This window comes from Senegalimassilia anaerobia JC110, assembly GCF_000236865.1.
Taxonomy (GTDB): Bacteria; Actinomycetota; Coriobacteriia; order Coriobacteriales; family Eggerthellaceae; genus Senegalimassilia; species Senegalimassilia anaerobia.
In genome coordinates this window covers 415,948-429,884 of record NZ_HE611015.1, presented here as the reverse complement: position 1 = coordinate 429,884, position 13,937 = coordinate 415,948, and the positions used below count along the sequence as shown (strand labels likewise).

Sequence of the window (13,937 nt, the reverse complement as noted above, 5' to 3'; positions counted from 1 at the left end):
GTCCGTTCGGGGGTGCGGGTTCATGCGCCCGATGGGGGTATGGTTCAAGACGAGAGGATCATCGTGGGGTTCGTTGAGTTGTTCCTGATCGGCGTGGGGCTTTCCATGGACGCCTTCGCCGTTTCCGTTTGCAAAGGGCTTGGTATGAGCCGCCTGAACATAAGGCAGGCAACCATCATCTCGCTGTTCTTCGGCGGGTTTCAGGCGCTTATGCCCCTTATCGGCTGGGCCCTGGGCAGTCAGCTTGCCGACCTTATCACGCCCATCGACCACTGGATCGCGTTCGCGCTGCTGGCGTTCGTGGGCGGCAAGATGCTGTGGGATGCGTTCCATGAGGACGACGAACAGGGCGAAGAAGCGCAAGACGCCAGGCTCGACCTCAAGGAGCTGATCATGCTGGCCATAGCCACCAGCATCGACGCGCTTGCCGTGGGCATCACCTTCGCGTTTCTGCAGGTGGCCATCGTGCCGAGCGTTGCCATCATCGGCGTGGTCACCTTTGTGCTCAGCTTCGTAGGCGTTGCCGCCGGCCATTTTTTCGGCGTGCGCTTCGAGAAGTCCGCAACCATCGCGGGCGGCGCGGTGCTCATCCTCATCGGCGTGAAAACGCTGCTTGAGCATCTTGGCGTCATCGCCCTTTAAACGGCGAAGCGGCCGCTCCTTGGGGCGGGTGCTTCGTTTCGCTGCATATATATAGGTGCGCGCAAGACCTTGAGCCTCGTTCGTATAGGCGCCCGCGCCCCGTTCGCCGCTTTCATCGTGAACGGCGAACGGGGCGCGGGCTGCTTTCCACTTCGGCTCCATCCCGTTCGCGCAGCGCTTCCGGGGCGCTATTCCACCGGATAGCTGCCGAGCACCTTCACCTCGCGCAGCTTCAAGCGCAGGCAGTTCAGGGCGGTTTGCACCTCAAGGTCCTGCGTGGAGCCTTCGATGTCCACGAAGAACATGTAATCGCCGAGCGCCTGCTTGGTGGGGCGGCTTTGAATCTTGACCAGGTTGATGCCGGCGTAGGCGAATTCGGATAAGATCATGAGCAGCGCGCCGGGGCGGTCGGCCTGCAGGAACAGGGCCAGCGACGTCTTGAACTTGCTGCCCGTCAGCACCGGGACATGGCCCTGGCGACCGATGAGCGCAAACGACGTCTGGTTGCCGAAGTGATCCTCAATGCCCGTTTCGGCCACGCGTGCCCCGTAGAGCTGGGCGGCGAAGGCGTTGCCGATGCCGGCGACGGACTTGTCGGACGCCGCGCGTCGCGCGCTGTCGGCGGTGGACGCAACCGTAACGGTGGGGATGCCGTGGAGGTTGTCGTTGAGATAGCGGCGGCACTGGGCCAGGCCCTGCGGGTGGCTGGCAACCGTTTTCACGTCGTTCAGGGCGGCCTCGGGATGCATGATCAGGCAATGATGGATGTCAAGCACATGCTCGCCCAAGATGGTGGCGCTCGAACGGAACGCGAAATTGTCGAGCGTGGCGGTCACCGGCCCCTCAAGCGCGTTCTCCGTGGCCACTACGCCGTACTCGCATTTCCCGCGGTCCACGCAGTCGAACACCTCGGACAGCGAAGGGCATTCGATCAGCTGCGGGTCGTCTATGCCTAAACGTTTGGCGAATGCGCGCGCAGCCTCGTCGTGGTAGGTTCCGGCGGGGCCCAGGTAAGCGAACGCGGATGGGGGTTCAGCGGTCATGCGAAGCTCCTTCATGCAGATTTATTCATTTATCTTGCGAAGATATGATAACGGTTCTGTATAAAAAAGCGCGAGTGATAACATAACGAACAGGAGTGGAGACGACTGGGGATGGAAGTCTGCGATTTCATCCCCAATCGGCGAAGGCGCGTGCGCGCGTTTCACGACGGAAGGCCCGGGTTCTGCAAGCCCCGCGCTTTCCGTCGCGTTGCGTGCGGCGCCATCCAGGCTGCAAGCTCGATCGCCGGCACAAGCCGAGCATTGGCCGCGCGCTCTTTGCGTATCTTTGCTCCATATGCAAAAGGGCCTGGAAACAGGTCAGACGAGATACACCTGTAAGGAGGTGTGCGTATGGAAGGAGAGGCCGCAATGTCCGCGTTCGCGAACATGCTCGAGGCCAGGGGGGTCACGCGTCGCGACTTCATGAAGTTGTGCGGTACCGTGGCCGCTGCTGCCGGGCTGTCCCAGTTGACGGTCCCGCAGGTAGCCCAGGCTCTCGAGACGTCCGTCATCGGCGCCACGAAGGGTAACCTCTACCCGGTCATCTGGGTCGAAGGCGCATCCTGCACCGGCTGCACCGAGTCGTTCGCCCAGGCTCAGACGCCCAACGCCGCAGAGGTGGTGTTGGACATGATCTCCCTGAACTACTCCGAGACGTTGTCCGCTGCAGCGGGCTACTCCATGGAGGAGGCCAAGGAGCAGACCATCGAGGCCGGCGACTACATCCTCATCTACGAAGGCGCAATTCAGGAGAAGTGGGGCGGCAACGCCCTGCGCGTGGCCGGCAAGCCCGGCACCGAGCACCTGATCGAGGCCGCAAAGAACGCCAACGCCGTGGTCGCGCTGGGTTCCTGCGCCGTCAACGGCGGTTGGATGGGCGCAAAGCCCAACGTCACCGATGCCATGGGCGTGCAGCAGTACCTTAAGAAGGCCGGCATCAACGTGCCCGTCGTCAACGTCCCCGGCTGCCCGGCCAACCCCGAGTGGCTCACCAGCGTGCTCGTCGACGTCGTGCTCATGAAGCTCAAGCCCGCCGATCTGGACCTCAACTCCGAGGGCAAGCCGGCCGGCATCTTCAATCAGACCATCCATGACAACTGCGAGCGTCGCGGCCACTTCGAGAACGGCGAGTTCGTTTACGAATTCGGTTCCGAAGAGGAGAAGAAGGGCTACTGCCTGTATCCGCTCGGCTGCCGCGGTCCCCAGACCAAGTCCAACTGCGGCGTGGTCATGTGGAACGACCGTCGCAGCTGGTGCGTCCAGGCCGGCGCCCCCTGCATCGGCTGCTGCGAGGCAAACCCCAACGACCCGGGCCAGAACTGGGTCGAGGTCAACACCCCGTTCCTGAAGCGTCACCGCAGCCTGCATATCGGCGATTGGGACGTGCAGCCCACCACCATCGCCGTGGGCGTGACCGGCCTTCTGGCCGCAGCGCTCGTGGTGCACGGCTTCGGCATGAAGGCCACCGGCCGTATGGACGGCGGCGCGGACTTCGAGAAGAAGCGCGCCTGGGATGCCAAGCACCCCGAGAAGTCCGTGGGCACCTACGAGGTGTCCGAGGCCGAGCGCCAGAAGATGTACAAGGAAGACACCGGTCACGACGACCCCAATGCAACCAAGGAAGGGAGGTAAGCCATGACGCGTTCCGTAATCGATCCCGTAACCCGTATCGAGGGCCATCTGCGCGTTGAGATGGAAGTCGAGAACGGCAAGGTATCCGACGCCTGGGTATCTGGTGGCTGCTTCCGCGGCATCGAGCTGGTCGTTGAGAACCGCACGCCCGAGGACGCTGCCCAGATCGTGCAGCGTATCTGCGGCGTTTGCCCCGTGTCTCACGCCCACGCCAGCTCCATCGCTGCCGAGAAGGCTTATGGCATCACCATCTCCAACAACGCCCGCATCATCCGCAACATCCTCGAAGGCGCCCAGTTCCTGCACAGCCACATTCTGTGGTTCTACAACCTGGCCGGCCTTGACTACGTCAACCCGCTAAACGCGCTGAAGGCCGACCCGGCCGACGCCATGGACCTGGCTCGTGCGGCTGGCACTTCCATGAACAGCGATTTCGTCGCCTTGAAGGAGCATCTGTCCCAGTTCGCTGAGAACGGCCAGCTGTCCATCTTCAGCGGTAACTGGTTCGATGCCGAGGACGGCACCGGCTTCAAGCTGCCGCCCGAGCTCGATCTTATCTGCACGGCCCACTACCTGGAGGCTCTGGGCATGCAGGCCAAGGCTTCTCAGATCAGCGCCCTGCTGGGCGGCAAGATGCCGCATGTCATGACCCTGCGTCCGGGCGGCACGGCCTTCGTGCCCACCGACCAGAAGCTTGATGACCTGAAGCTGCTCGTCGACGAGCTGTACAACTGGGTCGAGGCGACCATGATCCCCGACGTGCTGGCTATCGCCCCGTACTATGCTGATGCTTTCGGGTACGGCAAGGGCCCGGGTCGCTACATCGCTTGGGGTGTCTTCGAGCGCGAGGACTTCAAGATGTCCAACCGCTACCTGCCCTCCGGCGTGCTCGACGAGAACCTCAACCTCTCCGAGCCTGACGAGAAGGCCATCGCCGAGTGGGTCGGCCGTTCCTGGTACAAGGGCTCCGAGACCTATCAGGCGCCGAACTTCACCACCGAGCCGGAGTACACCGACTACAACGTGAACGATCGCTACACGTGGGTGAAGTGCCCGACCTACAACGGCAACTCCATGGAGGCCACCAGCCTTTCCCGTGTCCTGGCAGCTTACAAGCGCAACGTGCCGTTCATCAAGGAGCACGTGGATGCGTTCCTCAAGGCCCTTGGCCATGAGGGCGACCTGTCCGTGGCCCAGTCCACGCTCGGCCGTACCGCCATCCGCCAGATTGAAACGCTCTACATCGCCACTTGCATGAAGGAGTGGGTCGATGAGCTGATCGAGGCCGTGAAGTCCGGCGACTCCGAGTACTTCCGCGCTCCTGAGACCAACACCGGCGACGGGTCCGGCTTCTGGGAGGCGCCGCGCGGTGCTCTCTATCACAGCGAGTCGGTCAAGGACGGCAAGATCCAGGGTTATCAGATCATCATCCCGTCCACGTGGAACCTGGCTCCGAAGAACGAGAAGGGCCAGCACGGTCCGCTCGAGGAGGCTCTGATCGGCGTGCCGGTGGGCGATATCGAGAAGCCCATCAACGCGCTGCGCACGGTACACTCCTTCGATCCCTGCACGGCCTGCTCGGTTCATATCTCCGAGCCTGCCACGGGCAAGCGTTTCGAAACCGTCACGAGCCCTTGGGGGGTGAAGTAACATGGCGCATCTGGCACACTATCGTGAAGCTCATCCGATGCCGTTCGTGATCACGCACTGGATTAACCTTGTTGCCATGGTTCTGCTGATTTTCACCGGCTTTTATATTCACTACCCCTTCTTCTGGGGTTTTGAGTCCATGGCCCGCGGTCTGCACGTGTTCTTCGGCTTTGTGCTGTTCATCAACTGCATCTGCCGTTTGATCATGGCCTTCATCGTGAAGTCCTCGCCGACCGGCGGTACCCGCAAACAGGTTACCGACTACAAGACGTGGCTTCCGCAGAAGGATAACCTGCATCAGGGTCCGCAGTGGATCAAGTACTATCTGTTCTTCAAGAAGGATCACCCGCTGTCCGCTAAGCTGGGCGTTCCGCAGAAGATCAGCTATCTGTTCATCCCCGTGCTCATCATTCTGATGTTCTACACGGGCCTGGCTCTGTGGGTTCCCACCTCTGAGATCCCGTTTTTCGCAGCGGGCACGTCTCTGGTGGGCGGCATCATGAGCATGCGCATCATCCACTACTTCATGATGTTCGTGTTCATCTGCTTCATGTTCATCCACATCTACCTGGCCAACGTTGAGGGTATCGCTCCTACGCTGCTCATGTTCTTCCATAAGGAGCATGGCGGTCTGGTCTACGATCCCGATATCCACAACATCATCGGCGAGGATGACATGGGTCACGGCAAGCAGCACTAGTTTTTAGCTATCTGCATCTGCCCTTGCAGCTGATTTGAAAGCCCGATCGCTTCGGCGGTCGGGCTTTTTTGCATCTTGAGGTAACGGGCTCGTGCATGGAATCCTGTGGCGATTTTTGCCTTGCGCCGTCAATGCGCTGACGTGTGGGTACAATTATCTGAAACCTTATTGTGTGTCATATCCCCTGATAGATTGGTTATGTATGGCTGAGCTAACCAAAGAGCAGATCGCCTGCGAAGAGAAGTTCCTTGAAGGTATTCCCCGTTGGAACATCGGGGCGCTGTTCTTGCCCCCTATTTGGGGTCCGGCTCATGGCTTTTGGGCTACCATCTTGTTCTATCCTTTGTGGCTGGTTGCCGATAATCTGTTCTATGCTGCGTATTCGGAACGCACGTCGCTTGCGATTGCGTTTGCCGTGATTATCGGTTTTGTGCTGGTTGCGGTCACGTTCTTGTTCTCTCGGCTGAGCCAGCCCTTTGCAGCGCATCGTGCGGTAGCTCGAGGCGTTTCCAAGGAAACGTACGTGCGTCGTGAACGTATTTGGGCTGTGGTTTGCGTTGTGATCGGGCTTGCGATGCTCGGCTTCGCTACGTGGTACAACTTGATGATCCGTCCGGGTATGGAGGGTTAAAGCATGGCTTGCGAAGAGGATAGCTGGGGTTTGCGCGAGTATGTCGCCAGCAATGTGGCTGTTCCCGAGGAATTGCGCCCGCAGCGTGTGGCAGTCCTTTGCGTTGGCAATCGATTGATGCTCGACGATGGTGTCGGGCCTGCCGTCTATGACGAGCTTACGGCGTCGTATGACATTCCGGATAACGTTGAGCTGTTGGACCTTGGTTGCTTGTCGCTTGCCATGATCGATCGTGTACGAGAATTCGACGTGATTCTGACCGTCGATGCAGTTGATGATTCCGGTCAGCCTGCTGGCACGGTGCTTCGTTATGCGCCCGATGCGATGGCGCGCCATGTCGGCATCACGGCAAGTCTGCATGATCTGAAGCTGATCGACTTGTTCGATTCCGCTGCTTTATTGGGATATCAAGCTGAGGGCCTTTGTCTGGGTATGCAGGTGGAAAACGCTTCTCCTGCCGAAGCGACCGAAGGGCTTACCCGGCCTGTGCATGATGCGTTGCCGCTGCTGGTAGACGTTGTGGTCGGCGAATTGGCACGATTGGGGTTCCCGCTATCTCGGAAGGCTTCAATAGAGTAGTCTGTTGAAGCCTATTTGGTTTTGGCTCGTAATATCGTAGGTTTCTGGGCGTCCCCCACATTATTGGGGGACGCCCATTTTCGTTCTGAGCATAACGACTCAAATTGGCCGGCGGGTGAAGCTATTCGTTAAACGGAATCACGTGCTCAAGTGATTGCTGCTCGCGACAGCTTTCGGCCTGCAAAGAATCGTCCATATCTGCATGCGTGCGCGACAATTCATGGAGTTTGATGCGAAGGACAATTCGTTCACTTATGGCGTTACAGGGTTTTAGGCGCCTCAACAAACTCGTTCATTTTCCGCTGTTCGGGCAAAGATCGCTTAAGAAACACTCTGCGCATTTTGGACGACGAGCGATGCAGATTTGCCTTCCGAACAGCACCCATTGGTGATTGATCGGCCCCCAATACTGCCTCGGATAGAGTTTGAGAAGCGCATCCTCGGTCTTCTGGGGCGTATCCGCTGAGGGTCCTACCAGCTTCAGCTTGTGCGCGATACGGAACACGTGCGTATCCACCGCAATGCCCTCCACAATGCCGAAGGCTTCATTGAGCACTACGTTGGCAGTTTTGCGCCCTACGCCGGGTAGTTTTTGAATCAATGTCATATCTTGCGGGATTTCCCCGCCGAAGTCGCTGATCACCATTCGAGCGCATTTCACGCAGTTCGCGGCTTTCGCATGGTGAAAGCCGATGGTGCGGATAATCTCCTCTACTTCGTTTACATCGGCATTGGCTAGTGCTTGCGGCGTCGGGTAACGTTCCCATAATGCTGGCGTGACTTTATTAACACCCTTGTCGGTGGTTTGCGCCGACAGCAATACCGCTATAGTCAGTTTGAAGGGGTCGCCCCAATAATGCAGCGCGCACTCAGCGGCTGGAAAGTGCTCATCCATTCTCTGGGCGATGGCTATCGCGCGTTCCCTTTTTTCCTTCATCAACTCGCGCGGCATAGGCGATCCTTCCGATTCCAGGTCATTACAACAGCAGTATATCGAATGATGTTGTACGCAGCTTTTTCGCTGCAAAATCGTTATGTTATCTGGATATATAAATAACGTCGAAGAATACAGATAACACATAGGAAGCTCCGAATAAGAGCAGATGAAACAAGAATTCAACGTGCGTTCTTCTTTTGATATCAAACCTACCTGTTCGGGCGTTCGGCGCGGTTGTCTGGCCGGTTCTTCGGCTCCGTGTAACGGCTTTGTTCGTTCTGATGGAAGGCTGCCGCGAAGGTTCGGAATACGAACAGATGTTGCTGTTTACGTGTGGCTTAGGCTTGGCGTCTCGAGCGATGAAGAAGGTGCGTGATACACTTTTCACCTTGAAAACGCGCAGCTTCATCGAAAGAAAGCTGCGCAAGCAGGCCCGGACGCGTATGGCAGTATCCGGGCTGGCCGATGGTGATGGGGGAATGCAGCGTATGCTTATCGATTCTCTGCGCTTCGCGCTCGAGCGCTCGGAATGCTTGGATGGGTTTTGGTCCAATCTCGATGCCGGCAACGATGGCACGTTAGGCATCGCGAACAGCGCACGGCCGTTCATGGTCGCCGCGCGATTCTCGCATAAGCCGCAGACCACGTTTGCGGTGGTGGCTGGCGAGGATGCGGCGGTGTCGTTCGCCCGCAGCTTGTCGGCCTATCTGGGCGAGGACAAGGTGCTGCGCTTCCCCGAGCGCGCCGATCTGCCGTTCGACAAGAAACACGCGGATCTTGCCACCGTTGCTCGGCGTATGGAGGCGGCGCATGCGCTGCAGACCGGACGGCAGGTGGTCGTGGTCGCAAGCGCGCGGGCGTTGCTGCGCACCTTGCCGCCGGTCAATGCCAACGCGTCGACGCCGCTGTCTTTCATCTGCGGCCAGGAGCTGGCCGACATGCCGGGCGCGCAGGCTGCGGGCATCCAGGATTTCGACGGTCTTATCCATGCTCTGGAATCGCGCGGGTTCTCCAACACCGGCGAGCTTGATGGCCCCGGCACGTTTTGCACGCGCGGCGGCACCGTGGATGTGTACCCGGGAAACCTGAGCTTCCCCGTTCGCCTTGACTTCTTCGGCGACGAGTTGGACGAGATCCGCCGCATCGTGCCGTCAACGGGCCAAACCATCTCCAGCCTGCAAAACGTCGATATCTATCCCGTCGTCGAGTTCTCCTGCAGCAAATCGGGTCTGGCACGTGCGCGCAAGAAGCTTGCGGCTTCGGCCGGCTCGAATCCGGCGCTGCGCGGCGTTTCCGAGCATTTGGAGAACGCCGAGGGCGGTTTGCGCTTCGAAGGAAGCGACGTGCTGCTGCCGTACCTCTACGATAAGCCGGTCACGCTCGGCGCCTATCTGCGCCGTGACGCGCTGTCGGTGCTTATCGAGCCGCGAAGCCTGTTCGATGACATGATGCACGCCAGTGAAGAGCTGGAAGCGAAGGCCAAGGGAACCAACATCGCCCTTGAGGGCCTGTTCTGCCCGGCGCCGCAGGTCAGCTTCGGCGAGTGCCAGCGTGCAACGTACGTGTCCATCATGCGCGTGGGCGGGAACGTTGACGTGGAGCTGCCGGTGAAACGCGTCGAGGCGGCAGGGCATCCCGATAAGCTGTTCGGTCGTCTGCGCACGCTCGTCGACGATGGCTACACGGTGGTGTTCAGCGCCCCGAACCGTCGAAGCCGCGCCGATATGATGCTCGCCTTCGTCGATCACGGCCTTCCCATCCAGGAATGGCTCGATGCCGAGGAAAACCCCGATGATACCGACGGGCAGAAGAAGCGCCGCCTGCGCCGCGGGGTCGTCAACGTCGTTGACGTGGACATCCCGTTGGGAATGATCATCCCGAAGGCGAAGCTTGGCATGGTCAGCGTGTCCGACACCCAAGGGGCCTCCACCGCGCGTCCTAGCCGCCATATCGACATCACCGAGATCACGTTCCCGTATAAGCCGGGCGATTACGTTGTGCACGCGCAGCACGGCATTGCGCACTTCAAGGAGCTGGTGCGTCGCGAGATCGACGGCACGGCACGCGATTACCTGCTGCTCGAATACGCCGAAGGCGACAAGCTGTTCGTGCCGGTCGAGCAACTCGACCGCGTCACGCGCTACGTTGGCCCCGAGGGCTCCACGCCGCGATGCACCCGCCTGAACACGGCCGACTGGTCGCGCGCCATGAAGAAGGCGAGCGCGGCCACCAAAAAACTCGCGTTCGACCTGGTTGACGTGTACGCACGCCGAGCCAGCGCGCAAGGGTACGCGTTCGGACCCGACACGCCGGCGCAGATCGAGATGGAGGAGGCGTTTCCGTATCGGGAAACCCCCGATCAGCTGGCCGCCATCGCCGACGTGAAGGCCGACATGCGCAGCGCCAAGCCCATGGATCGCCTGGTGTGCGGCGACGTCGGCTTCGGGAAAACCGAGGTGGCGCTGCGCGCCGCCTTCGCCGCTACGCAGGATAAGAAGCAGGTTATGGTGCTGTGCCCGACCACCATCTTGGCGCAGCAGCATTTTACGAACTTCAAGGACCGCTTCGAGCCGTTCGGCGTGACCGTCGAGGTGCTCAGCCGCTTCCGCACGCCGCAGCAGCAGGCTGCGGCGCTCAAGGGTTTCGCGGACGGCAGCGTGGATGTGCTCGTAGGCACGCATCGCCTGCTGTCGCGCGATGTGAACCCCCATGACCTGGGCTTGGTGATCATCGACGAGGAGCAGCGCTTCGGCGTGGGCCACAAGGAGCAGATGAAGAACCTTCGCGAGAGTATCGACGTGCTCACGCTTTCGGCAACGCCGATCCCGCGCACCATGCAGATGTCGCTGTCGGGCGTGCGCGACATGAGCCTCATCCTCACGCCGCCTGACGATCGACGCCCCGTTGAGGTTCACGTCGGCGAGTGGGATCCCGACGTGGTCAGCGCCGCCATCAGGCGCGAGCTTGCCCGAGGCGGGCAGGTGTACTACGTCTCCAACCGCGTCCGGTCCATCGAGGAAGCGGTGAGACGCGTACAGGCCGCAGCCGGGGAGGCGCGTGTGGGCGTGGCGCACGGGCAGATGGACAAGGACTCGCTGGAGAAGGTGATGGAGGAGTTTTCCGCCGGACAGCTCGATGTGCTGGTGGCAACCACCATCATCGAGTCCGGCATCGACAACCCGCACACGAACACGCTCATCATCGAGGATTCGCAGCGTTTGGGCCTGGCGCAGATGTATCAGCTGAAGGGGCGCGTGGGCCGCGGCTCCACCCAGGCGTACGCGTTTTTCATGTTCCCCGAACACGTCAACCTCACCGAGGAGGCGCAGGCGCGCCTGACGGCGCTGGACGAGCACACGGACTTGGGAAGCGGCATGCGCATCGCCATGCGCGACCTTGAGATTCGCGGCGCCGGCAGCCTTATGGGTGCCGAGCAGTCCGGTAACATGTCCGCGGTGGGTTTCGATCTGTTCGCGCAGATGCTCGGCGCGGCCGTGAACGCGACGCGCGAAGGCGACCTGAAGGTCGCCGAGGGGCTGCCGCCGGCGCTGTCCGATATCACGGTGAACCTGCCGGGCCGCACGTATCTGTCCGAGGAATACGTGCCCGAAGCCGACGAGCGGGTGCTGTGGTATCGCAAGATCGCAAGCGCTGCAACCGTCGGCGCCGTGGAGGACATCTACAACGATTTGGCGGGCAAGCGTCCCGATATGCCTCAGGAGGCGCAGAACCTGTTCGAGAAGGCGCGCATCAAGGCGTTCGCCAACGAACATCACATCAAAACGGTGTCGGTGGTGGCCGGCAAGCTGGTGGTGGAGCCCATCGACATCCCGCGCGACAAGATGGTGCCCGTGCGTCGCGCCGGCGGCCGCTATCTGTCGGACAAGCGCAAGCTGCAGCTGCCGCTGAAGTATTTCCGCCTTACGGAAAAGGACGACCTCTTCGGCCCCGTGGCGAAGTTCCTGCGGGAAATGCACGGCGAGGAGTAGCGTTCAGGGCGCGTAGGAAGCGAAGAGGAGAGACAGCTAGGCAAGTGTGCCGAAGCATCGACTCGCTTTACCGTCAGGTGGGATCGGCTTCGCGCGTCCTGCCACATGGCGCCCCCCGATTATGTCATAGCGTCAAGGTAGCGCTCGACGTCATCGACGAGGGGCGCAAGCCGCACGACGCCGGTCATGGGGGCGGCCTTGCGGGCAAGCAGGCCTGGCTTGTACACGATCATGGTGACGGTCTCATCGGCATAGATGCGGGGCAGGGCGGCATCGCCGGTTTGCGCCGAAACGCCGGAGGGGACATCGGCTGCTATGGTGAACGGCGCGTCCTTCGCCTTGCCAGCCGCCTTCGCATGAGCCGGCGTGCGCTTGCCGGTCTGCGCGCGGTGCCCGCCGCCTATCCGCTTGCGGGCGAGCTTGCCGTGGAATCGCCGGCGGTTCGCAAGCTGTATCCAGGTTGCGTACGGTTCGCGCACCTGCATGCCGGAGAAGCCCGTGCCAAGGATGGCGTCGACCACGCCGCTAGCGCGATCGAGCTCGTGGGACAGCTCTTCAGGCGTTGGCGCGACCAGCACCGAAAGTGGCCATCCGTGCGCTTCGGCGGCGGTAACCGCCTCGAGCGCAGCCGTGCGCGCAGGCTCGGCGGAAAGTTGCTCGGGCGGTCGCGGGCACGCAAGCGCAACGGGCCATCCCGCTTGCGCGAGCGCACGTCCGCATACCCAGCCGTCGCCGCCGTTGTTCCCGCTTCCCGTTAGGATCAAGATCGGCGCCGGGTCGGGAACCCAAGAACGCATTTGGTCGGCTATGGCGCATCCGGCGCGCTCCATCAGCGCCCCAAGCGAAGTTCCGCAAGCCGCGATGCGCTGCTCCAGCTCGGCAACCTTGCTCACATCGAGCACGTGCGTGCGCTCGCGAATCTGTTTGATGCCATCTTCGGTCATGATGCGGGTATCGCTGATAAGGCCGTTGAGCATGATGAACGGCGCCCGCCCGCGCCAGGCCCGCCATGCGCGCACGGCGAGCGTGGCCGCCCATGCGAGCACGCCAGCACACCATATAAGGGTCAAGGCCGTCTTATCGTGCACGCACAGCGACGCGAGCGCGCGCAGCTCGGCGGGAGTGGTAGGGATATCGTCTACGCCTGCGACCAGCCCGAACGCCCATGCGGGCAGCAGCACGATGGCGAACAAGGTGGCGTAGCGGCAGACGATCTGCCCGCCGGATGCCGGCGCGGCATCGGGTCGAACGATGCGCAGGCGCAGCAGCTTTTGGGCGGGCGTCTGTCCGCGTGTGATCACGGGGAACAAGGCGAACACCGCGGCGATGGCCGCGCATTCGCATGTCCAGAACGTGGCGTGCTCGATACCGAAGCCGGCAAGCAGCCGGCTTCCGTTCACAGCGTGCACGGCGAAATAGCCGCACCCGGCAAGCGCTTGCGAAAGCGCAAGGTCGAGTCCGAACGTCAGCGCGCGCCGCGTGGCGGATGCGGTCGTTCCGCGCTCGGCGGCCTGCCGTGCGGCAACGCGGACATCGGGTAACACGCGCATGATCGGCCCGGCAAGCCAGAACCCGACCATGCATCCCAGCGTGTTCGTCATCAAATCGTCCACATCGAAGAGCCTATACGGGTGCTCGTAGATGCCCCAGATGCCGGTGAGCTGCGTCGTCTCGAACGACAGCGTCACGCAAAAGCCTATCAGGAGCGTCTGCCACCAAGGTCGGTGGAAGTAGTAGCGCAGGTACGCGCCGAGCGGCACTAGCAGCAGCACATTGAAAAACGCCTCGTACATATACGGGTCGCAGATGGCGGCGAGCCAGGTGGAGGGATCGTCGAGGCGTGCGGTGGTTTCGGCCAGAAACGAGCGCACGAACTGGAATGGGATAAGCTGCGGCGTCTGAGCGTACGCGACCACCGCCGTGCGATCGGCAGGCAGCGGCAACAGCACCAGAAAGTATGCGCACATCAGGTAGAACACGAACGAGTACATCGCCGCGGCATGAAGCCACGGAACGCTCCCCACCTTGCGATACTTGTAGATGAGAAACGGGGCGGTGATCAGCGCCGCTATCAGCGGGAACAGCAATACCGCCGTGGTTATGGGCATCACGAATTTCGACATGTCCGCGATCT

At 61.2% G+C, this 13,937-nt stretch carries 10 protein-coding genes; 7 read left to right on the top strand and 3 right to left on the bottom strand.

Annotation, left to right across the window (positions count from 1 at the left end; genetic code table 11):
* The first annotated feature begins 39 nt into the window (after nt 1-39).
* Nucleotides 40-642: a manganese efflux pump MntP gene (locus tag SFHG_RS05165; protein ID WP_202898104.1), complete on the top strand. Its 603-nt coding sequence runs from the start codon at nt 40-42 to the stop codon at nt 640-642.
* Nucleotides 643-830: 188 nt separating this feature from the next.
* Here the strand turns inward: SFHG_RS05165 and pheA are convergent, their stop codons facing one another.
* Entirely contained in the window at nt 831-1,685 is an 855-nt protein-coding gene (gene pheA / locus SFHG_RS05160) for a prephenate dehydratase (RefSeq protein ID WP_042434574.1), read from the bottom strand.
* 369 nt (nt 1,686-2,054) lie between these two features.
* Here pheA and SFHG_RS05155 point away from each other — a divergent pair, with 369 nt between their 5' ends.
* From SFHG_RS05155 to SFHG_RS05135, 5 genes are all read left to right on the top strand, one after another.
* A complete protein-coding gene (locus SFHG_RS05155; RefSeq protein ID WP_238318273.1) occupies nt 2,055-3,317 on the top strand; it encodes a hydrogenase small subunit in 1,263 nt (420 codons plus the stop codon).
* A gap of 3 nt (nt 3,318-3,320) precedes the next feature.
* Nucleotides 3,321-4,967: a nickel-dependent hydrogenase large subunit gene (locus SFHG_RS05150; protein WP_042434570.1), complete on the top strand. Its 1,647-nt coding sequence runs from the start codon at nt 3,321-3,323 to the stop codon at nt 4,965-4,967.
* A 1-nt stretch (nt 4,968) separates the two neighbouring features.
* Nucleotides 4,969-5,667, top strand: a complete 699-nt coding sequence (locus tag SFHG_RS05145) for a cytochrome b/b6 domain-containing protein (RefSeq protein WP_042434567.1) — start codon at nt 4,969-4,971, stop codon at nt 5,665-5,667.
* A 91-nt stretch (nt 5,668-5,758) separates the two neighbouring features.
* The gene (locus SFHG_RS05140; RefSeq protein WP_202898103.1) at nt 5,759-6,298 is read left to right on the top strand and encodes a hypothetical protein; all 540 of its coding nucleotides are present in this window, start codon (nt 5,759-5,761) and stop codon (nt 6,296-6,298) included.
* A gap of 3 nt (nt 6,299-6,301) precedes the next feature.
* Complete coding sequence (locus tag SFHG_RS05135; RefSeq protein ID WP_081468943.1) at nt 6,302-6,877, top strand: hydrogenase maturation protease; 576 nt, start codon at nt 6,302-6,304, stop codon at nt 6,875-6,877.
* A gap of 292 nt (nt 6,878-7,169) precedes the next feature.
* On the opposite strand, the gene nth is transcribed toward SFHG_RS05135, so the two are convergent.
* The gene (gene nth, locus SFHG_RS05130; protein ID WP_042434561.1) at nt 7,170-7,829 is read right to left on the bottom strand and encodes an endonuclease III; all 660 of its coding nucleotides are present in this window, start codon (nt 7,827-7,829) and stop codon (nt 7,170-7,172) included.
* Between the two features lie 428 nt (nt 7,830-8,257).
* Here nth and mfd point away from each other — a divergent pair, with 428 nt between their 5' ends.
* On the top strand, nt 8,258-11,803 hold the full coding sequence (gene mfd / locus SFHG_RS05125; RefSeq protein ID WP_202898102.1) for a transcription-repair coupling factor: 3,546 nt from the start codon (nt 8,258-8,260) through the stop codon (nt 11,801-11,803).
* Between the two features lie 119 nt (nt 11,804-11,922).
* Here the strand turns inward: mfd and SFHG_RS05120 are convergent, their stop codons facing one another.
* Nucleotides 11,923-13,926, bottom strand: a complete 2,004-nt coding sequence (locus SFHG_RS05120) for an NAD(P)H-hydrate epimerase (RefSeq protein ID WP_042434558.1) — start codon at nt 13,924-13,926, stop codon at nt 11,923-11,925.
* Nucleotides 13,927-13,937 lie beyond the last annotated feature (11 nt).